Source organism: Sphaerospermopsis aphanizomenoides BCCUSP55 (assembly GCF_001586785.1).
In the GTDB taxonomy this organism is placed as follows: Bacteria; Cyanobacteriota; Cyanobacteriia; order Cyanobacteriales; family Nostocaceae; genus Sphaerospermopsis_A; species Sphaerospermopsis_A aphanizomenoides_A.
Window position 1 is genome coordinate 14,654 of the sequence record NZ_LUFH02000007.1, and the last position, 22,727, is coordinate 37,380.

Below are 22,727 nucleotides of genomic sequence, written 5' to 3' on the forward strand. Positions count from 1 at the left end.
AGGTAAGCATTCAGCCGTCAGCTATCAGCAAGTTTCAAGCATGAATTTATGAGCATTCTGATCAAAGGATTACTAATTAAGTTTGGTGTAAGTTTCCCCAAAACAAATCCTTAAACTCAGTCTCAAAACTAGTTTTAGCTGACTGCTGACCACTGATAACTGAATGCTTACGTTTTTTATTCACACATAGATAGGAGTGCATACTATGAGCCAAAATATAGTTGATTACAATAGACAAATCAATAAAAAAATTAACACTGAACAAATTGAACAAATAGTTAAAGCAATTATAGCTGGTAAGTATTCCTGGGCTTGTGTTTTACTTTTACGTTTTTCTGGACATAATCCTATTGATTATATACCTTACCGCACTTATATCAGGTTGCTGAAAACTAATTGTCTATTGGGTGGTTCTCAGCAAGAGCAAACCTCTAAAAAAGAAGTAGAAATGTTTGATATGAAATCGCGTTGGATACGTTTATGAGAGGAAGTGTTAAAAGTAGTTGTTGATTTATAGCAGGTGACTCCTGACACCTAAATTCTTCTTCACATTAGTTGTTAATCCATTTTGAGTATGATTTACCCTGTTTCTATTTATAATAGTCGGTTGCAACCCATACTGCGAGAGATTGTATGGCAGAAAAAGCTGGAAGTTGCACAAATGCATCAAGAAATGTCCTTTGCATCTTTACAGCGTCAGTTAACGGCTGCTCCTACTGTACGAGATTTTTTTACTGCTTTACAGCAGAGTCTTCACAAACCTAGCTTGATTACAGAGGTAAAGAGAACACTACCTCATCAAGATATAATCAGTTTAGATTTTGATCCATTGGCGATCGCTAAATCTTATGAACGTGGTGGAGCAACTTGTATATCTGTTGTTACTGACCAAAAGTTTTTTCAGGGTGGTTTTGACCATCTGCGTACTATTCGGCATCGGATAGCATTACCTCTGTTGTGCAAAGATTTCATTCTTGATCCTTGCCAAATTTATTTAGCCAGAGCAGCAGGTGCGGATGCAGTTTTGCTAATTGCAGCTATTCTCACCGATGAAGAGATACATAACTTTCTGCGAGTAATTCATTACTTGGGAATGAATGCTGTATTGGAAGTCCATAACTTAGGGGAATTAGATCGCGTACTCAAGTTAGAAGATGTACGCATAATAGAAATTAATAACCGCAGTTTAGAAGATTTTAGTGTTAATCTTAGCACTACTCAGCAGTTAATGGCAGCTAGGCGATCGCATATCCAAAACTTAGGTATTCTTGTGGTGAGTGAGTCAGGAATTGAAACATCTGATCATTTATCTCTGATGGCTGACGCTGGTGTTGATGCTGTTTTGATGGGAGATTCTTTACTGCAACAAGAAAATTTAGAAGAAGCTGTGCGGAGTCTGATTAAGACTAAAACTCACGTCTATAAAGACCTGGCGAAAAAGGGATTTTAACAGTGAATAGTTATCAGTTATCAGTTATCAGTTAACTCTAATTTACTTGATGGTTGATAGCTGATAACTTAACATACTCAATGGTTTTTGTTGATGGTTAGGGATTGCGAATATATCCTTCCGATTGTAACTTTTCTATAGCTCTTTGGGCAGCGGCTCTGCCATATCTCATCCCAATTTCTGTGGAATCTTGACTAATTTGAGGAAGTAGAGTCAAGGTTTTCTGCCCTAATGGTGATTGATAAAAGGCTATCATGCCTTTAATATCTTCATTGGTAAAATATTTACTATACACAGGAATATACTCTTTGATCATGTCATCTGGGTTGAGTTCAGCCGCAAAAGTATCCCAAAATTTAGCTGGTACTTGAGGATATTCAGCTTTCATGGAATTTAACATTTGCTTGAGTATTTGTTGCGTCAGGTTTCTTGTACCTGTAATTTCCAACAATTTTTTGATGTTGTTAGTTTTTTCAGTGTCTTGAGCATCAGCAACAATTTCATTTCCAGATGTGGGACTTTGAGTCGAAGTTTGAGCAAATGCTGGTAAATTTATATTTGTGAGAAGTGAAACTACTACCGCTTGAATTAAACATTGTATCTTCATAAGTTTTGTTTTCTCATAATTTGAGGTTTTCATAGCTAGACTAATGATAACTTATACTAATTTAAAAAATGATAGCGATATATGGAAAACTGCAAAGCTGATTCACTCAGCCTTTAACAATCCAAAATCCACAATCCAAAATTGTATTAGGTTTTGATAACCTTTAAATTGCGGAGGCTGGAATCCATACAACCACTAATACATCCCCCCAAAGAATGAATTTGTTGCAGATATTCTATAGCTGGTTTTGTAATGATTTCCCCCGGCATTAAGACTGGTATTCCTGGGGGATATGGACAAACAATTTCTGCACAAATTTTTGCTTCTGTTTCCTCCAAAGGTAAAATTTCGCTATGAGCAAAAAAAGCCTCACGGGGAGAAATGCACATATTACCGCTAATCATATCATCGTTTCTATATTTACATTTTTTGTACTGACTTGTCAATTGTGGTATCTGACTCAGATTTTGCAAACTTTGTACTAATGCATCTATATGAGTTTTATTGTTACCCAAGCTAATAATAAAAGTCAAATTTTGCAAGGATGAAAATTCTGGAGTCACACCCATTTCATTGAGTAAATCTTCAGCCTCAAAACCTGTGAAACCTAATTCAGAAATATTGACAGTTAACCGTGTTGTATCTAAATCTACAAAGCCATTGTTACTGTTATTGATGTAGTTTTGGGGAATCTGTAAAACGGACAAACCAGGAATTTGGCTAATTTGCATTCTTGCTGCTTCAGCTAGTTGTAAAGTCTGAAACATTAACTTTTCTCCATTGATTGCCATTTGTTGACGTGCGGCATCAAGGGAAGCTAACAGAATAAAACTAGGACTGGTAGATTGAACTAATTGCAATGCTTGATTTAACCTATCAATGTTAATTCTCTTACCTTGAATATGCAACATTGATGCCTGTGTCATTGCACCCAAAGTTTTATGAATTGATTGCACAGTTAAATCGGCAGATGAGGTTAATGCTGATGTGGGTAAATCGGGATGAAAAGCAAAATGTGCGCCATGTGCTTCGTCTACAATTAAAGGAATATTATATTGATGAGTTAATTCTGCGATCGCCCTCAAATCACCACAAACACCGTAATACGTAGGGTAAACTACCAGCACTGCTTTAGCATCAGGATGTTGTGATAATGCTGTTTTCAATGCTGTCGGTGTAATGCTATGAGCAATATCTAAATCTGAGTTGTATATAGGATGAATAAAAATAGGAATTGCACCAGAAAGAATTAATCCCGAAATAACCGAAGAATGAACATTTCTGGGGAGAATAATTTTATCTCCCATACCACAAGTAGCGAGAATAGCTGCTTCAATTCCACAGGTAGAACCATTCACTAAAAACCAAGTTTTTTCAGCACCAAAAGCTGCCGCTGCTAATTCTTGTGCTGCTAAAATTGCGCTTTGGGGTGTGAAGAGATGATCTAACTCTGCTAATTCTGTTAAATCAGCACGGAAGACTTCTTGACCTAGTAAATCGGTTAAAGTTGAGGAAATTCCGGCACCGTGTTTGTGTCCTGGTGTGTAAAATGGTGCATGATGACGAGCGATGGCAGCTTTTAAGGCATCTATCAAGGGAGTTTGGTTTTGATTGGACATTTTTGATCAACAGATTTTATTTAAAATCTAAAATTCCCTACATCAGCAAAGTTTTCAGTCTCAGAATGCCTTTGGTGGCAGCTTCGCTATATTTACTCATACTACCAAATTACCCTATACTAGTAGTGTCTTTGCATATACCTTTCTAGGGATAGACACAACCCTAGCTTAAGCGTGGTTGTATATGCGTATTATTATCTAGGAGTTTAATGTATGATGAAACTATCTCGTCTTCTGCAATTAGTTGTTGGTAGTGCTGCTGCTACTAGTATCGTGGCTAGTAGTGCTTATCCTGCTCATGCTTTAGACTTGGGGAGTTATACAGATGGTGGATTAATAAATGCGTCTGAAGCATTTACAACCACGGGTAAATTACTGAGTGGGTATTATACAATAAAAGGAATAAAAGCAACAATAAATGGACAAACAATGAGAGGAATGGTAGCACAAAATAGTGGGGATGAAACACAATTCAGAAAAAAAAGATACATACCGGGAAGCGTGAGAAGAACAAAAGAAAGAAGAAAGAAATCCTGATGTAAGTGTATTATTTTATTGAAGGAAAGAATGGACATCCTCGGAGAGAGGTGCAACCAAGCATCCCGAAAGTTGGCTTCCTCTCCGCCCTAGCACTGATGAGAAAAAGACGTTGTTTTGAAAAATTGACATCAAAAGACACAAAAAAGCCGTAATAGCAGGGTAGAAAGATTCATAACTCAAAAAGAAATAAATAATTACTTGATAAAAGCCATATACCAAGAGTATTTTAATCCTATTCCCTCTTCCCTATTCCTTGTTCCCTGCTGTCTTTGATTAACCGACCATCTTCCATCTGAATTATCCGGTCAGCAATATCTAAAATTCGGTTATCATGAGTCACAATTAAAATAGCACAATTTTGTTCTTTGGCTAACTCTTGCATTAAGTTAACCACATCCCGACCTGATTTACTATCTAAAGCTGCTGTAGGTTCATCAGCTAAAACTAATTTAGGATGACTAACTAAAGCACGAGCAATAGCGACTCTTTGCTTTTGTCCTCCTGAAAGATCAGATGGATAATAATTAATTCGATTACCTAAGTTCACAGCTTCAAGAATTGCTTCTGATTGCATTCTAGCTTCCCATTGGGAAATATTTGATTGTAATTCCAGAGACATTTGTACATTTTGTCTAGCTGTTAAAAAATCCAGCAAATTATGTGCCTGAAAAATATAGCCAATCTGACGACGTACTTGTACTAACTTTTCATTGCTAACTCCCAATAATTCCTGTCCAATAAATTTCAGGCTTCCCTCTTGAACTGAACGTAAAGCACCAATTAAAGTTAGTAAAGTTGTTTTTCCTGAACCAGATGGACCAGTCATAATCACAATTTCACCAGATTTAATATGCAAATTAATGTCAAATAATATTTGGTCACGTAATTTGGTTTTACCAAAGTAATGATTAAGGCTACTTATTTCCAGAATAAAGTTTGATTCCATCATATTAAATCAAATTAGAAACTTTCTTTAAAAAATCTCTGCTGGATCTACTTTGCGTAATTTATTAGTAGAGAAAAATCCAGATGTTAAACACATCAAAATTGCGGAAATTAAGACTATTAAAGCTTTTTTGAAATCCATAGCAATTGGTAATTTAGTGGCATCTTTGGCAATATCGTAAAGTCCTAAAGATATAGCAAACCCTGGAATATAGCCTAAAGCTGCTAAAATTAAAGCTTGTTGAAAAACGACAATTAAGAGATATTTATTTTTAAATCCCATTGCTTTAAGAGTAGCAAATTCAACAAAATGGGTAGATATATTGCTATAAAGAATTTGATAAACTACAATGACACCAACCACAAAACCCATAAATACCATCAAATTAAACACAAATCCAATAGGTGTTCTCAGAGTCCAATAGTTTTTTTCAAAATTAATAAATTCTTGGCGAGTCATGACAATGACATCTTTAGGTAACTTGGCGGTTAAATTTGCCAAAACTTTTTTGGGGTCAGCACCAGGTTTGAGGTGAATTAAGCCTATATCTATTTTGTGAGCATCACGTTCTTGGAATATTCGCATGAAGGTAGAAGAACTAACGATTAAATTACCATCAACCCCAAAGGAAGGACCCAGACTAAATAAACCACAGACTTTAATTTTGTAACCTCTTAAACCCAGATAACTAAATATTTCCAAACTCATAGGTTTATTTTGTTGATAATATTCAGCAATAGGACCAAACTCAGGACGAGAAGCACGGTCAAAAAAAACCTGATCTGGTATTTGCAGTAACTTAAAGTTTTCTTGAAGTTCTGGTAATTTAAAGATGGGTTTTACTGGATCAAAGCCAAGTACATAGATAGGATACTTGCGTCCATTAATGGGATTTTTTAACTTAGCAAACTGCACATATAAAGGATCGACAGATTCAACATCTGAAAAACCTAATGTTTGGTATAAACGACTGCGAGAAAAACTTTGATTAGAAGTCAAAGATTTATATTGGGCGCTAATTAAGAATAAGTCGCCTTGGAGATTTTTGTGTACTTGTGTAGCACTTGCATACAGAGCATCTTGAAAGCCAATTTGCATAAACATCAAAACAGCAACAAAAGCTATTCCTGCTAAAGCAACAAGAAAACGAACTCTTTGTTTAGCTAGTTGTAGCCAAGCTAGAGGTATATTTAAAATCATGTTTAAAGCCTCTGAAAATCTTAGACCAATTGAGCCATTTATGTACTTTCTCGTTCCCATACAGAGTATGAGAATGAATTCTAGAAAATTCTGCTTTTAACAGTAAAGGTAGAGCCTCTGTAATAGTATTCCCAGTCTCTGACTGGGAAAGGCTGTAATCTAAAATCCAAAATCTAAAATCCAAAATCCAAAATCCAACATGGATTATACTTTGATGAGTACCTGCACCTGTAAATTTGTCAAAGCCGCAACCCGTTGGTTATCTGTGGGTTTATCAATGCGAATTTTGACATCAACTATTTTATTATCTGTATCTGCACCGGGATTATTATTGAAGATATTTTGTTTACCAACTTGCAAACCAATATCTGTAACTGTTCCCTGTATTTTTCCTGTAAAAGCATCACTAGTAATGACAACTGATTGACCTAAATGCACTTTTTTAATATCAGTTTCGTAGACTTCTGCGACTACATACATCTGTTGAGTGCGACCTAATTCAGCTATGCCATTATTACCAATTATTTCTCCTGGCCAAGCATTAATTTTTAAAATTTGACCATCTATAGGTGAACGGATAGAACTTAAATCGAGTTCTGCTTGAGCTTGTTTAACAGATGCTTTTGCGCTATCAACATCAGCTTGGGCTGCTTGTATATCGGTGGGGCGGATTTCTGCAATACTATTAAGTCTAGCTTGGGCTTCATTTAACTGTTTTTGCAGCGTTTCTACAGTGCGATTTAAGGCAGCTTTAGCTTCATTTAGTTGCTGTTGTACAGTATCTCTTCGCAAGCGTTTAGTATCTGCATCAGACGCAGAAATAGCACCATCAGCATATAATTTATGATATCGCTGATGTTCTGTTTCTGCATTATTTAATTCAGCTTCTAAGCGAGAAATTGTGGCTTTTTGAGTAATAACTTCGCCACGTAATTCAGCTTCTAAGCGAGAAATTGTGGCTTTTTGAGCAAAAATATCACCTTGTTTTGCGCCAGCTTCTACTCGTTTGAGACTAGCTTGAGCAACTTGCACTTGTCGTTTAGCTTTTTCTAAAGCTGCTAGATTAGGAGCATAACTGTCAAGAGTTGCTACTACTTGTCCTTGACGAACTCTGTCACCTTTTTTCACCAAGAGTTTAGCGACTCTTACTCCTCCCCCTAGAGAATTAGGAGCAGATAAACGAATAATTTCTCCTTCCGGTTCTAAACGCCCTAAAGCTGCAACAGATGTTACCGTAGGAGTGGAATTACTAACAGGAACTGGAGTATTTGATTTAGATTTAAAATGAAACTGCGACAGGCTGTAGAGAGATACTGTAGCAGCTGTTATAGCTGTAGTAATTGCCAAAGGAATAGACAACCAACCTACAGGGTTTGTCAATGACTGCTTGTCTTTGTGTACCATAATTTTTGTCTTGGAGATGAATAATTAGGTTGTCGCTTCGTTCTCTCGAATTGACATTACTTCTGTTCTGATCAAACAGAAAAGTACACTTGATAGCATTCCCTGATAACGTTGGTTAAAAAAGTTCAAAATATTGGGTAAAGATAAAGCTAGGAAGATGGACAGATGATAAAAATATCTATCCATCTCTGATACCAAATAGGGATAGTTAGTAATGACTGTTAATTCACAACCTCAAATCCAATATTGGTATTACTTTGACTGTGAGTAGAGTTATTTGTTAAGCATCAGTTCTTTTTTCTTTTTCATAATGGCTAGGTATTCGTTGCGAGTTCCATCCACCCGATAATGATCACAAATTTGACAGAGTTTCAGGATATCCAAGCGGCTAAATACTTTTTGATGTTCAATTCCGTTGTCGTTCCGCCACCGCCAGAAAGTTGTTCTATCAATCCGGCGATCGCTCTCAGGCCATCTGCGTCGTGATAGGAAATCTACCAATTCGTCTTCATAAAAAGAGTAGCCTTTTGGTAACTTGAGAAGTTCTTCTCTCAACTCATTGAGCGGTATGAGTGGATCTAATTCAGATAGTCTCATGCCAGCAAGCCCTTATAGTTTCTTGTAATTCCAAGGTTGCAGAACCGTAAACGCAATTTGGTTGAATTGCATGAATTTGTACTGCGATACTATCAGTTTAAAATTGGATAGACTGACGAATTAATAAGATGGATTTATATATTTAATCTACCTAATTCCATGTCTACCTCATGCTCTTAACCAACAGTATGGATTTACATTTACATCATTCAACCACAAACAATAAACTGATTAATACACAATTTCAAGCCTTATGCAACAAATATGTCTAAATCAAATTTTTATTGAGTTGTAATTTAATTACTTGTGAATAAATCTTGTTTTCATTTGTTACCAATTTTGCCAAATTTAGTAAATTAATAGTTTATAACCTTAATGTTTTCATACCTTAGATATATTAACGAGTAATCAAATTTACAACTTTTAAAATTAATAATTTGCCAAAATATTGATTGTGCCGCTCATTAACTCCCGAATCAATCAAATCAAGGCTATTAATGAAAAATCTTCTCTCAGATAGATGCAAAAATATCTATTAGTTTTGTCTCAATACCTACCCTCGTATCAATTTTACTTGACTTTACACCTTACCTGTGCTTTCGTGCAATTTATATGCAACTTTAGTAATTAACTTAGTAATCTCAGTTAATTATTGATATTAATTGGATAAGCAGATATTTCACCCATATATTTCAATACCTCAAGCAACTTGAGATTTTTTCTACTTTGATTTAGTTGCATTTGAGTTGCAAAAGTTTTGTCACCCATCTAATATCAACATAAGCGGTAGTTAAAAAATTACAGGGTAGAGAATAAAGTTTTCTCTAAAAACTATTCCAGCTTGAACCGCCAAGCGCAGCATTTTACCAAATTGAAGAACTGCAATCAATCATATTTTGTTTGCATAGAGAAGGAAGTTTGTAATTTCTAGTTAATTTCTTCCAGTCTCTACATTCCACTAACAACCTAGTGAAAATACAGTCATGGCTGCTTCCAAATTAGAAGCTGCGTTGGCACAATTGCAACTTGAAGTCAGCAATTGTGAAAAAGCTCTGTTTACGCTGATAAAAGGTAAAAGTAATATGTCAGGAAACACAAATTTATTGAATGAAATAAATACACAATTGCGACAAACTAATGTGGCAATTATTGGCATGGCTTCCATATTTCCCCAGTCAAGAAATTTACAGGAATATTGGGACAATATTATTCAGAAAATAGATTGTATTACTGACGTACCTCCTTCCCGTTGGAGTATAGAAGATTATTATGATCCAGATCCCAAAGCACCAGATAAAACTTATTGTAAAAGGGGCGGATTCATTCCAGATATTGATTTTAATCCAATGGAATTTGGCTTACCTCCCAATATTTTAGAGGTGACAGATATTTCTCAATTGCTAGGTTTGGTAGTAGCAAAAGAGGCGATGGAAGATGCTGGTTACAGTGAATCTCGCCAGTTTAACCGTGAACGTACTGGGGTAATTTTAGGTGTAGCTATCGGTAGACAATTAGCAGTGCCTTTAGGTGCAAGGTTGCAATATCCTGTCTGGGAAAAAGTTCTCAAAAATAGTGGTTTATCAGACACAGACACTCAAAAAGTGATTGAAAAACTGAAAAGTGCTTATGTGCAATGGGAAGAAAACGCATTTCCCGGAATGTTAGCTAATGTAATTTCTGGACGTATCGCCAACCGCCTAGATTTGGGAGGAATGAACTGTGTAGTTGATGCAGCTTGTGCCAGTTCTTTAGGTGCATTAAAAATGGCAATTAGCGAATTAGTTGAACATCGCGCCGACATGATGATTACTGGTGGCGTTGATACTGATAATTCGATTTTCGCCTATATGTGTTTTAGTAAAACTCCGGCTGTTTCTCCTGGTGAAAAAGTCAGACCATTTGATGCAGATTCTGATGGAATGATGCTGGGTGAAGGTGTAGGAATGATGGTACTCAAACGGTTAGATGATGCAGTGCGAGATGGCGATCGCATCTATGCTGTCATTAAAGGTATTGGTACTTCCAGCGATGGCAAGTATAAAAGCATTTACGCCCCCCATTCTGAAGGACAAATTAAAGCCTTACGTCGTGCTTATGAAAATGCCGGATTTTCACCGGAAACAGTCGGTTTAATTGAAGCACATGGTACAGGCACAATGGTGGGAGATCCCACAGAATTTATCTCTATTAAAGAAGTATTTAGTGACAACAATTGTAAACAACAACATATTGCTTTAGGCACAGTTAAATCACAAATTGGACATACCAAAGCCGCAGCCGGTGCAGCAAGTTTAATTAAAACAGCTTTAGCATTACATCACAAAGTATTACCACCCACAATTAACATTACTAAACCACATCCAAAACTAAATATTGAGAATTCACCATTTTATTTAAATACAGAAACTAGACCTTGGATTAGTAACCAACCCAGACGCGCTGGTGTTAGTGCATTTGGTTTTGGCGGGACAAATTATCACGTTGTTTTGGAGGAATATGAAAGGGAAAATTATCACTCATATCGTTTACATAATACTGCCAAGTCTATTTTATTATTTGCATCCACACCTGAAGAATTGTTATCTCGTTGTGAAAATATCCAACACCAATTAACATCAACCGAAAAAGAAATACATTATCAACAACTAATTAAAGAATCTCAATTGGTAGAGATTCCTGTTAACAGTGCTAGAATCGGTTTTGTTGCTGATTCTTTAACCCAAACTGAGGAATTTTTACAAATTAGTATTAACCAATTAAGAAACAAGCCAAAAACTGAGTCCTGGGAACATCCCAAAGGAATTTATTACCGTCAAAAAGGCATAGAAACTACAGGTAAAATAGTCGCGTTATTTTCTGGACAAGGTTCGCAATATTTGGAAATGGGACGGGAAGTAGTAATTAACTTTCCTGACTTACGTCAAACCTATATTCACATGGACAATTTGCTGTGTGAAGATGGATTAAAACCCTTGTCGGAAGTTGTATTTCCACAACCAGTTTTTGAGCCATCACAAAAACAAAATCAATTAGAAATATTACAAAAAACAGAATATGCACAACCAGCCATTGGCGTTTTTAGTGCAGGTTTGTACAAGATATTACAACAAGCTGGTTTTAAAGCTGATTTTGTTGCTGGTCATAGTTTTGGAGAATTAACAGCTTTGTGGGCTAGTGGTGTTTTAAGTGAAGAAGATTATTTCTTCTTAGTTAAAGAAAGAGGAAAAGCAATGGCTACACCCGCAGAACTTGATGCGGGAGGAATGTTAGCTGTGAAAGGTGAAGTTAGTCAAGTCAAAGAATTAATTAAAGATTTTCCCCAGGTTGCCATTGCCAATTGTAATTCTCAGCACCAGGTGGTTTTAGCTGGTAAGAAAGCAGAAATTACCAAAGTGCAAGATGTTCTCAAAGCAAAAGGGTTTTCTACATTTTTATTAGGAGTTTCCGCAGCTTTTCATACACCATTAGTAGCCCATGCCCAAAAACCTTTTGCCCAAGCAATTGAAAAGGTAACTTTTAATTCTGCCAAAATTCCAGTTTATACAAATCTCACTGGTGAACGTTACCCTAATGCAGCATTAGCAATGCAAAAAATTCTCAAAGAACATTTGTTAAATCAAGTGTTATTCCAACAGGAAATTGAGAATATTTATAAAGCAGGTGGTTATTGTTTTGTGGAATTTGGACCTAAAAACATTCTCACTAATTTAGTGAAAGAAATTTTAGGTGATAAACCTCATATTGCTGTCGCTTTAAATGCTAACTCTACTAAAAATAGCGATTTGGGATTACGAGAAGCAGTAATACAATTGCGCGTTGCTGGCGTAGCTTTGCAAAATATCGACCCCTATCAAATAGAAACCAAAATTCCCGCAGTTAATCATAAAAAGGTTTTGAATGTGCGGTTAAATAGCACTAATATCACTGACAAAGCCCAAAAAGCATTTGCACAAGCTTTGGCAAATGATCATAAAATTAGTGCAAGTTCTCCTCAATTAGTACAACAAGTAGAACCAGTAGAACCTCAACCTGTGCTTGCAGAAACAACAATTACCTTACCCACAATTAAGGAAAAGTTAGAGGAAGATTTCAGTCATGCTATGTCTGTGAATAATGGTGTAAAAAATAGTAATAATAGTAACTTAGAAAAAGTAGAAATTCCCCTTCCTAATTACGACCGAGTTCTTGACAGCTTAGAACATTCCTTAGCAGAATTTACTCGTCAACAACGTGATGTCATGCACGTTCATGAACAGTCTTTGCAAAATCAAACCGAATACACAAAGACTTTTTACGAGTTGATGCAACAACAGTATGCCTTACTAGGAAATACAGAAGTCAATGAATATCAAGCACAAACACAACAACTAGCAATTTCCAGTTCTGAACGCAACATGATGCGGCTGCATGATCATCAAGCTGATACCCTCCGCATTCATGAAAAATATTTGGATTATCAGCAAGACTACGCTAACAACTACTTTCAATTACTGCAACAACACTATAATTTTTTGTCGGGTACTGATGACATTTATCTTCCTCTCAATCCTATAGAAAGAGAGAAAATTGTCACAACGTCTGTGAATGAAAATAGTGCTAATATTTCCCATACCTTCCCAGGAGAAATCCTAGAAGAAAAGTTTATTTCTCCTCCCACACAAGAGGAAAAGAAACCGATAGAAGAAAACTCAAACACTATCACAGCAATACCTTCACTTCCCATTAATATTGATACCTCTAATCTCAGTGAAACTCTACTCAACATTGTCAGTGATAAAACAGGTTATCCAGTGGAAATGTTAGACCTGTCAATGGATATTGAGGCAGATTTGGGAATTGATTCTATCAAACGAGTAGAAATCTTAGGAGGACTGTTAGAACTTTACCCAGATTTACCTAAACCCAACCCTGAAGAATTAGGTCAACTGCGGACACTAGGACAAATAGCAGAGTATATAAAAACTCTAGTTCCAGAGTTATTAAATCAACAAGCACAGATTTCAGAAGCAACAACTTTTCCACCACAAATGTTAGTGGAAGTTCCTCACACAGTTGTTGAAAATGAACCACAGATTTTAGAATCTCAACCCCATATTTCTGACACAGAAAATCTTGTTACACCAAACGAATATGAGGTGAAAACTTCAGCAAAAAATGAACCAACAATAACAATACCAGCAGATTTGAGTAACATTCTCCTCACCATTGTTAGTGATAAAACCGGCTATCCAGTGGAAATGTTAGAACTATCAATGGATATTGAGGCAGATTTAGGAATTGATTCTATCAAACGGGTAGAAATATTAGGAGGATTGCTAGAACTTTACCCAGATTTACCTAAACCCAACCCTGAAGAATTAGCAGAATTAAGAACCTTGGGGCAAATTGCTGATTATATGCAACATCAAGCTGAGGGTGTAACCAAGTTACTAACTCAAGCAAAGGAAGCAGTTCAATCAACAGAATTAAACCCCAGAATTCTTCGCAGTCCGGCAAAATTAAAATCACTTTACCCACCTGATGCGTTAGATTTCACGATTCCAGAAAACCATATCATATTAATTACTGATGATGGGACTTCCACTACCGCAAAATTAGCTACAGCTTTGATAGAAAAAGGAGTAAAACCTGTAGTATTAAGCTTCCCAGCAATTCAATCAAATTTACCTGCGGAAGTTAAGCGGGTAAACTTAACTGATTGGAGTGAGGAGAATTTACAACAACAGTTAACCAACATTGTGGAAAATTTTGGTACTGTAGCTACTTTCATTCATTTAAACCCTGTATTCAGCAGTAGCAATGAAATCGAAAAATCCATTCTCCGTCACGTCTTTTTAATCGCTAAACATCTCAAGATATCACTGAATGAAGCAGCAACAAAAACACGCAGTTGTTTTCTTAGTGTCGCGCGTCTAGATGGTGAATTTGGGCTTGGTAACACAACTAAGTTTAGTCCTATTAGTGCTGGACTATTTGGAATAACCAAAAGTTTAAATCAAGAATGGGAAAATGTATTTTGTCGTTCCCTTGATTTAAGTCCTAATTTAGACCTAAAAACATCAGTCAAACACATACTGACAGAAATTCATGATCCAAATTTACTGGTTACAGAAGTAGGATATAGCAGCCAAGGTAGATTTACTTTAGTTGCAGAACCTTCTATCCCCCCAACCCCCCTTACAAAGGGGGGCAATATTCCCCGCTTATTAAGGGGGGTAAGGGGGGATCAACCCACTAACATTGATACCAATTCTGTTTTTCTCGTCAGTGGAGGTGCAAAAGGAATCACAGCCCAATGTGTGATTAAATTAGCCCAAAAATATCAATGTAAATTCATTCTTTTAGGTCGTTCTCGTAGAGAATCAGAACCAGTTTGGGCTGAGGGTTGCGAAAATGAAGCCGAATTGAAAAAACGGATTATGGAGGATTTTCAAGCCCAAGGGGAAAAACCAACACCAATCATGGTACAGAAAAAGTATCAAGAAATTTCCTCCCAGCGAGAAATTCAAAATACCCTCAAAGCTATTGCAGACGCAGGAGGAGAAGCAGAATATTTGAGTGTGGATGTTACCGAAAGCATTTTATTAGCAGAAAAAATTGCACCTGTAGTAGAACGTTTAGGGACAATCACGGGAATTATTCACGGTGCTGGTAACTTGGCTGATAAACGGATTGAGAAAAAAACAATTCAGGATTTTGAAACAGTTTATGCTGCCAAAGTTAAGGGTTTAGAAAATCTATTTAATTGTGTACCACCTAGCCAACTCAAACATTTAATTCTGTTTTCTTCAGTAGTTGGTTTTTATGGTAATGTGGGACAATCGGATTATGCAATGGCTAACGAAATACTCAATAAATCAGCCCATCTGTTCAAACACAATTATCCTGATTGTCATGTAGTTGCTATTAACTGGGGTCCTTGGGAAAGTGGCATGGTATCACCAGAATTAAAGCAAGCCTTTGCAGAAAGAGGAATTGAAACTATACCCATAGAAGTCGGCACACAAATGTTAGTTGATGAACTAACAAACTCCAGTCTAGAAAATGCACAAGTAGTAATTGGTAGCCCCTTAGTATATATTCCTCCTGCCCTAAACAGTGAATTAAAAAACTATCGCATCAAACGCCAATTAACATTAGAATCTAACCCATTTTTACACGACCATGTAATAGCAGGTCGTCCCGTTCTTCCTGCCACTTGTGGACTATTATGGATGGCTAATGTTTGCGAACAAATCCATCCCGGATTCAAAGCCTTTAGTTGTCACAACTTCAAAGTCTTAAAAGGAATTGTGTTTGATGAAAATTTAGCAAGTGAATACATTTTAGAAATCCAAGAACTTGCTAAAATTGAAAACAAAGAAATAGAATTAGCTGCTAAAATTAGCAGTATCAACCCCGAAGGTAAAATCAGATATCATTTCAGTACAAATTTGATACTGAAGCGCCAAATTGACACTGCCCCCAACTATGAATTGCTAAACTTAACTCAAGATGAGCAATTCCTAATAACCAATAAATCACTTTATCAAAACGGGGGAATTAGCCTATTTCATGGAACTACCTTCCAAGGCGTAACATCTGTCCTAAACGCCAGTCCTGGTAAACTCACAATCGAATGTAAATTACCACAACCCACAGCACAGCAACAGGGACAATTTCCAGTCCAAACATTCAATCCATACATAGCAGATGTACAGATTCACGCCCTCTGGCTTTGGACTCAACATTTTCATCAAATAGGTTGCTTACCCGCAGAAATTCAAACCTTTGAACAATTTGCACCTGTACCATTTGACGAAACATTTTATGTCACTTGTGAAGTCAAATCTAAAACAGAATCAAATGTAATTGCTGATGTCATTACCCACAATCGCCAAGGACAAATTTATAACCGCATGATTGGCGCAAAAGGAACTATTTTACCCAAACCAATAGGATAGATATCTCACGCAGAAACGCAGAGACACAGAGATAAAAAGATTGACCAAAATATCAAAACTAATAACAACGTACATCTCTTCAATCTCTTTGCGGCTTTGCGACTCTGCGTGATATTTACTTTTAATTTAAACAATGGAGAATAATCATGAACAAGTTTGCCAAAATGGCTGTTCTAGGACTAAATTGCATTGTCAACAGCTATCAAGACTTAGATACATTTGAACGTAGTATTTACGAAGGTAAACAGAACTTTTTATCTCTTCCCCATAGCCACACAAGTTTATTACCAATTCCTACCGCAGAACTTCAACAATTACTACCTCAACAACAATTAATGTTAAAGGTAGCTAATAATGCTCTCCAAAATGCTAAATTACATCCAGAGACAAAAATAGCCGTGATTATGGTGAGTGAATCCCAAAATCACAAACCGAATAAATTGGCAAGTTATATTTCTCGTCTATGGGATGCAACCAGTCCGGCTTTCGGTGAAGAAAAGTCTGTTTTTTCAGCCTTGAATTTAGCGCAGAAACTATTAACAAATAAACAGGTGGACGCTGTATTAATTGCAGCAATGGATTTCGCAACAGAAAAAAATCAAGTTCCCAATGTACATACCCTCAGTTACGACCAAAACGCCAATGATATTCTAGTAGGAGACGGTGCAGCGGCTATAGTATTGCAACTTGATGAAACAATCAAAGAAAATCATTGCATCTATGCAGTAATTGATGCTTTAAGTGTGGTGCAACATTCACCCCATCAACCAGATGCAGTCACTCAAGCTTGTAAAACAGCATTTGAACTTGCAAATATTCAAGCCAAAGATATTGGCTATTTGGAAGTTGATGCTAGTGGAATTCCTCAACAAGATGAAGCAGAAATTCAAGGTTTAATCACAGCTTATAAAACTGAAAATGCAAATCTCAGTTGTGCTATCGGTAGCGTCAAAGCTAATATTGGTAATACTCGCGCTGCATCAGGAATTATTAGTTTAATTAAAACAGCACTTTGTCTCTATCATCGCTACATTCCCGCAGTTCCCCAATGGACTGATGTCAAAAAACCAGATATTTGGGGTGGTAGTCCTTTTTATGTAGCGACAGAATCTAAACCTTGGTTCTTAGAATCAGGTGTCAACAAAAGAATAGCTGCTATTAATAGTATGGACATAGATGGCAGTTATGCACATTTGATTTTATCAGAAGCAACAAATCAAATAGAACGCAGTAGCAAATATTTAGAGCAAATGCCTTATTATTTATTTGCCCTTGCTGCGGAAAATCGTGCTTCTTTAATCAACCAAATTACTGCACTGCAAAAAAGTCTGCAAAATACACCTTCACTATCTCAACTTGCTAACCAAACATTCACAGAATTTCAAAAACATCAAAATGCAAATTATACCTTAGTAATTTTAGCACGTAATCAACAAGAATTAACACGAGAAATAGAGCGAGCAATTCCAGGTGTTAATACTGCCTTTGAGACGGGAAAAGACTGGCAAACTCCCAGTGGTAGCTATTTTACTGCTAAACCACAAGGTAAAAAAGGTAAAGTTGCTTTTGTTTATCCTGGTTCTTTTACTTCTTATATTGGACTAGGAAGAAATCTCTTTCGACTATTTCCGAAAATTTATGATGACCCAGTAATCAGCAATGTTTATGAACGAGTTGCGAATATCGAAAAACTAATTTATCCCCGCAGTATAACTAAATTAACTAAAAGACAACTAGAAAGCATAGAACAGAAATTAATAGATGATCCAGTATCCATGCTGGAATCAGAAGTTGGCTTTGCTGGACTAATGACCGCAATTCTCAAAAATTATTTCCAAATTCACTCCCAATGTGTTTTTGGTTATAGTCTTGGTGAAACTAGCATGATGTTAGCTCAAGGTATCTGGACTAGCTTTAAAGATACTAGCGATTACTTAAACTCATCTCCTCTATTTAGAACTCAATTGTCAGGCCCTAAAAATGCAGTTCGTCAAGCTTGGGGAATGCCTTTAGATGGTGATAATCAAGAATTTTGGAGTAACTATATCCTCATTTGTCCAGTCTCTCAAGTTAAAGAAGCAATTAAACATGAAAACCGGGTTTATATCCCTTTGATTAATACACCAGAAGAAGTTGTGATTGCGGGAGAAACACAAGCTTGTCAACGAGTAATTCAACAACTGAATTGTGATGCTTTTCCCACATCCATCAATCATGTAATTCATTGTGAACCAATGCACTCAGAGTACGACGAACTCGTAAAAGTTAACACTTTACCTATCAAAAATATCCCCAATTCAATTTTTTATTCTGCTGCTAACTACGAACCAATTACTCTCAATACTCATACTATAGGTAACAACATTGCTAAATGCCTATGCCAACAACTTGATTTTCCTCGCTTAATTAATCGTGTCTACAAAGATAACATCAGAGTATTTATTGAAGTAGGAGTTGGTAGTAATTGTTCTCGATGGATTAGTTCCACTCTGAAAGAAAAAGAACACATTGCCGTATCTATTAATAGAAGAGGAGTAGATGATCATACTTCAATTATCAGAGCTTTAGCTAAACTACTTAGCCATCAAGTTGCATTAGATTTATCACCCTTGTATACCTCCTCACAAAGCCAATTAAAAATTAACATCCCTCACAAAAATCAACCCTTAATTGCTCCAGAAAACTCCACAGTTGAACAACCAGAGAAAATCTTCAAATCTCTTTCTACCCTTCCACCTAATTCCTACCATCCAAAATTGATAGATAATCATGCACTCATGACCAAATCTCACACCTTTTTATTAAAATCTCGCCAACAATCACTGCAACAAATCAACCTCCTCATCCAAAAACAAATCGACTCCTACAAAAAAATATTTGAAAACCAAAAAACAAAATAATCAACCTTGATTCTCCTCTGTAACTGGAGCGCCTCTGCGTGAGACAAATATATAGTGCTAACAATACCCCAAAAAACAAAAAATTAGAGATTAACTAAAATGTTAAATACAGAAAATATCTTGAATAATGAACTCCAATTTTCTCCCACATTCTCTAATCAAATCCAACATTGGCACGGCGACATAAACAGTGTTGCTTTTGATGCCGAAACAATTAAATTCAAACTGAGGCACTTAGCAAAACCCTGTTATATAGTAAGAAAAGAAAACCAAATTGGCATTACTAATGAAGGTAATTTATCTCACATCAATAATGGTAAAACAGACCAATTAGAACTGCTAATTTCTGTTCCAACTATATCAATTCAACAACTAGGTGATCACAATTTTCTAGATTTTTATGGTGTTAAATATCCATATATGACTGGTGCAATGGCTCAGGGAATTGCTTCAGAAGAAATGGTGATTGCACTGGGAAAAGCCAGAATTTTAAGTTCTTTTGGTGCAGGAGGTTTATCTCCAGCCCGTGTTGAAGCAGCCATTAACAAAATTCAACAAGCTTTACAACAAAAACCTTATGCTTTTAACTTACTCCATAGTCCCAGTGAACCAGCAATTGAACGACGTAGCATTGATTTGTATCTTAAATATCAAGTCAGAATTGTGGAAGCTTCCGCTTTCTTAGATTTAACTGACAATATTGTTTACTATCGAGCCGCTGGACTAAGTTTAAATTCTGCTAATCAAATCGACATTAAAAACAAAGTCATTGCCAAAGTTTCCCGCCGCGAAGTTGCTACTAAATTTCTTCAACCTGCACCTACAAAAATTCTCAAACAATTAGTTCAACAAGGTTTAATTAGTGAATTACAAGCCACCATTGCTGAAAAAATTCCTATGGCTGATGATATCACCGTAGAAGCAGATTCTGGAGGTCATACAGATAATCGTCCTTTGATTTGTTTATTACCTTCCATTTTAGAATTACGAGACGAAATTCAGCATCAATACAGCTATAAAACCCCGGTCAGAATTGGTGTAGCTGGCGGAATTTCTACACCAAAATCAGCCTTAGCTGCGTTTATGATGGGTGCGGCTTATGTTGTCACAGGTTCTATCAATCAATCCTGTATTGAAGCCGGAACTTCTGAACACACCAAAGAATTATTAGCGCAAGCAGAAATGGCTGATGTGATGATGGCTCCCGCAGCCGATATGTTTGAAATGGGTGTAAAATTGCAAGTTCTCAAACGTGGGACTCTCTTTCCTCTCCGCGCTCAAAAACTCTATGAATTATACAAAAACTACAACTCAATTGAAGAAATTCCCCCCACAGAAAGAGAGAAATTAGAAAAGCAAATTTTGAAAAAACCTGTGCAGGAAGTTTGGCAAGAAACAGTTAATTATTTATCCCAACGTAACCCAGAAAAATTAGCTAAATCTGCTAGTAATCCTAAACTAAAAATGGCTTTAATTTTTCGTTGGTATTTAGGATTATCTTCCCGTTGGTCTAACACTGGTGAAAAAGGTAGAGAAATTGATTATCAAATCTGGTGTGGTCCAGCAATGGGTAGTTTTAATGATTGGGTAAAAGATTCATATTTATCAGAGCCAAAAAATCGCCAAGTTGTAGAAATTGCTGACCACATTATGGTAGGAGCAGCATATTTACACCGAATTCAAAGTTTAAAAACTCAAGGCTTACAAATTCCTAGTCAATACAGTCAATATCATCCCTCCAGATTATAAAGATGCCAGATAATAGAAAACTAAGCAGTCTAGAAGGAGCAATGGAAATCCTCAATAGACGTGCTAAAACCTGGAATATCATTACCATTAGCCGTATTAAAGGCGACCTCCAAGAAGCAGTTCTCAGACCAACTTTAGATATTCTTCAACATCGTCATTCTCGTTTAAATTCTTGCATTATTCGGTTTAGAAACAATTTCTATTTTCAAACAGCAGGTACAAAAAAAATTCCTTTGCGAATAGTTAATGATTTGCCTGAAAAACAATGGCAAGAAATCGTTAACCAAGAAATGAATCAAGAAATTGAAAGCCATAAATGTTTAATGCGAGTGGTACTTGTTCATACTTTGGATGAACCAAATCTTCATTACTTAATTACAACCATCCACCACGCAATTTCCGATGGCTTATCAAGCATTCAGATTCACTCAGAAATTCTAGAATATTATCAACAACTTGCATCGGGTGGCACTATTCAACCAGTCACCACCCTAGAAGCATTACCACCCATTGAAAAATTGCTGCCTAAAAATACACAGGGTTGGAGAGGAAATCTTAGCAGTATTTTATTATCGCTAAAAATTGGTATTCTCAAACTTTATTTTCAACCACAAGCATTAGGTTTTGAAAAATATGTTCCCATTCCCAAGCGACGCAGTGAAATTATTCACAAACAACTGGATGCTGACTTAACTCAGATGTTTGTTTATAAATGTAAACAAGAACAAACTACAGTTCACAGTGCTTTATGTGCAGTCCTCATGTTGACAGTAGCTAGAAAAATCTTCCAATTTCATCAGAAAAATGTGCAAGTTAGTTGTTTATCTCATCTTGATTTACGCAGACGTTTTCAGCCTTCCATAAGTGAAGACAACCTAGCTATTTTAGCGACATCTTTAATAGGATTTCACGATATAAAAAGCCATACATCTTTCTGGGAATTAGCGCGGGAAGTAAAACAAACTCTAGAGACTGGCATGAGTAATGGTGATATTTTTAAGATGGTATTAATTGCCAACCAACTCATAAATTTTTGTTTTCTCTTTCCCCAACAAATAGCAGCTACTGTTTCATTGTCTAATATTGGCAAAGTCAATATTCCCAACATTTATGGAGAATTAGAACTAGAAGAAATCAGTTTTGCGGGTTCTCATGCTTTGTATGCTGGTATGTTCATCCTTCATGCGGCAACTTTTCAAGAAAAAATGCTATTAAATTTTGCTTTTTCTCAACCTGCAATAAGTCGAGAAACTATGGAAGAACTGGTTGAACAAACAATGGAGCATATCTTGAATATTTCATCAGATACTTTCTAGATTAGAGGTAGATAAATGAGCAATTATCTGAATAATTCACCTGAAAAAAAACCTTACACTACAGAAGATATTCAAGCATGGTTAGTTGCCAATATCTCCTCTTTACTAGGGGTTAATCCAGATGAAATAGATATTAGAGAACCTTTAGATAGCTACGGCTTAGATTCCGCACAAGCTATGGTTCTGGCTGGTAAAGCCGAGAAATTTCTAGGATTTAAATTATCTCTTATTCATTTGTGGTATTACCCCACTATTGAAGAACTTTCACAACGTTTAGTTGAAGAATTGGAAAAATCACAATCAGAAATTTTGCAACTGTAGCAGGTGACAGGAAACAGGTGACAGGTGACAGTGAGAAAAGTTTTTTAGTATCTGGATTGTACAATATCCTCATCACCTTGGCAACTGCTATATAAGCAATAAAGAATTTAAAGTTTTTTAAGTTTTTCCTCCTAG

The 22,727-nt window shown here is 36.3% G+C and carries 14 protein-coding genes; 8 read left to right on the top strand and 6 right to left on the bottom strand.

Going from position 1 to position 22,727, the window contains the following annotated elements; all coding sequences use genetic code 11:
• Positions 1-205 precede the first annotated feature (205 nt).
• Together A0J48_RS03065 and trpC are read left to right on the top strand one after the other, a co-directional pair.
• Complete coding sequence (locus A0J48_RS03065) at positions 206-484, top strand: HetP family heterocyst commitment protein (protein WP_200320222.1); 279 nt, start codon at positions 206-208, stop codon at positions 482-484.
• A 90-nt stretch (positions 485-574) separates the two neighbouring features.
• Complete coding sequence (trpC, locus tag A0J48_RS03070; RefSeq protein ID WP_200320224.1) at positions 575-1,450, top strand: indole-3-glycerol phosphate synthase TrpC; 876 nt, start codon at positions 575-577, stop codon at positions 1,448-1,450.
• Positions 1,451-1,547: 97 nt separating this feature from the next.
• On the opposite strand, the gene A0J48_RS03075 is transcribed toward trpC, so the two are convergent.
• Both A0J48_RS03075 and A0J48_RS03080 read right to left on the bottom strand, forming a co-directional pair.
• On the bottom strand, positions 1,548-2,057 hold the full coding sequence (locus A0J48_RS03075) for a DUF2059 domain-containing protein (protein ID WP_200320226.1): 510 nt from the start codon (positions 2,055-2,057) through the stop codon (positions 1,548-1,550).
• A gap of 146 nt (positions 2,058-2,203) precedes the next feature.
• A complete protein-coding gene (locus A0J48_RS03080; RefSeq protein WP_200320228.1) occupies positions 2,204-3,676 on the bottom strand; it encodes an aminotransferase class I/II-fold pyridoxal phosphate-dependent enzyme in 1,473 nt (490 codons plus the stop codon).
• A gap of 213 nt (positions 3,677-3,889) precedes the next feature.
• Here A0J48_RS03080 and A0J48_RS03085 point away from each other — a divergent pair, with 213 nt between their 5' ends.
• Positions 3,890-4,213: a hypothetical protein gene (locus tag A0J48_RS03085; protein ID WP_200320230.1), complete on the top strand. Its 324-nt coding sequence runs from the start codon at positions 3,890-3,892 to the stop codon at positions 4,211-4,213.
• A gap of 235 nt (positions 4,214-4,448) precedes the next feature.
• Here the strand turns inward: A0J48_RS03085 and A0J48_RS03090 are convergent, their stop codons facing one another.
• From A0J48_RS03090 to A0J48_RS03105, 4 genes are all read right to left on the bottom strand, one after another.
• Complete coding sequence (locus A0J48_RS03090; RefSeq protein WP_200320232.1) at positions 4,449-5,165, bottom strand: DevA family ABC transporter ATP-binding protein; 717 nt, start codon at positions 5,163-5,165, stop codon at positions 4,449-4,451.
• A 24-nt stretch (positions 5,166-5,189) separates the two neighbouring features.
• On the bottom strand, positions 5,190-6,362 hold the full coding sequence (devC, locus tag A0J48_RS03095; RefSeq protein WP_200320234.1) for an ABC transporter permease DevC: 1,173 nt from the start codon (positions 6,360-6,362) through the stop codon (positions 5,190-5,192).
• 204 nt (positions 6,363-6,566) lie between these two features.
• Positions 6,567-7,766 (bottom strand): ABC exporter membrane fusion protein, encoded by a 1,200-nt coding sequence (locus tag A0J48_RS03100; protein WP_200320236.1) that lies wholly within the window; start codon positions 7,764-7,766, stop codon positions 6,567-6,569.
• A gap of 273 nt (positions 7,767-8,039) precedes the next feature.
• The gene (locus A0J48_RS03105; RefSeq protein ID WP_200320237.1) at positions 8,040-8,363 is read right to left on the bottom strand and encodes a hypothetical protein; all 324 of its coding nucleotides are present in this window, start codon (positions 8,361-8,363) and stop codon (positions 8,040-8,042) included.
• A gap of 983 nt (positions 8,364-9,346) precedes the next feature.
• Here A0J48_RS03105 and A0J48_RS03110 point away from each other — a divergent pair.
• From A0J48_RS03110 to A0J48_RS03130, 5 genes are all read left to right on the top strand, one after another.
• Positions 9,347-16,306 (top strand): type I polyketide synthase, encoded by a 6,960-nt coding sequence (locus A0J48_RS03110; RefSeq protein WP_200320239.1) that lies wholly within the window; start codon positions 9,347-9,349, stop codon positions 16,304-16,306.
• 146 nt (positions 16,307-16,452) lie between these two features.
• Positions 16,453-19,206: a PfaB family protein gene (locus tag A0J48_RS03115; protein WP_200320241.1), complete on the top strand. Its 2,754-nt coding sequence runs from the start codon at positions 16,453-16,455 to the stop codon at positions 19,204-19,206.
• Between the two features lie 99 nt (positions 19,207-19,305).
• The gene (locus A0J48_RS03120; RefSeq protein ID WP_200320242.1) at positions 19,306-20,955 is read left to right on the top strand and encodes a PfaD family polyunsaturated fatty acid/polyketide biosynthesis protein; all 1,650 of its coding nucleotides are present in this window, start codon (positions 19,306-19,308) and stop codon (positions 20,953-20,955) included.
• Positions 20,956-20,957: 2 nt separating this feature from the next.
• Positions 20,958-22,271, top strand: a complete 1,314-nt coding sequence (locus tag A0J48_RS03125; protein WP_200320244.1) for a phthiocerol/phthiodiolone dimycocerosyl transferase family protein — start codon at positions 20,958-20,960, stop codon at positions 22,269-22,271.
• 15 nt (positions 22,272-22,286) lie between these two features.
• Complete coding sequence (locus A0J48_RS03130; RefSeq protein ID WP_200320246.1) at positions 22,287-22,592, top strand: phosphopantetheine-binding protein; 306 nt, start codon at positions 22,287-22,289, stop codon at positions 22,590-22,592.
• The last annotated feature ends 135 nt before the right edge of the window (positions 22,593-22,727 follow it).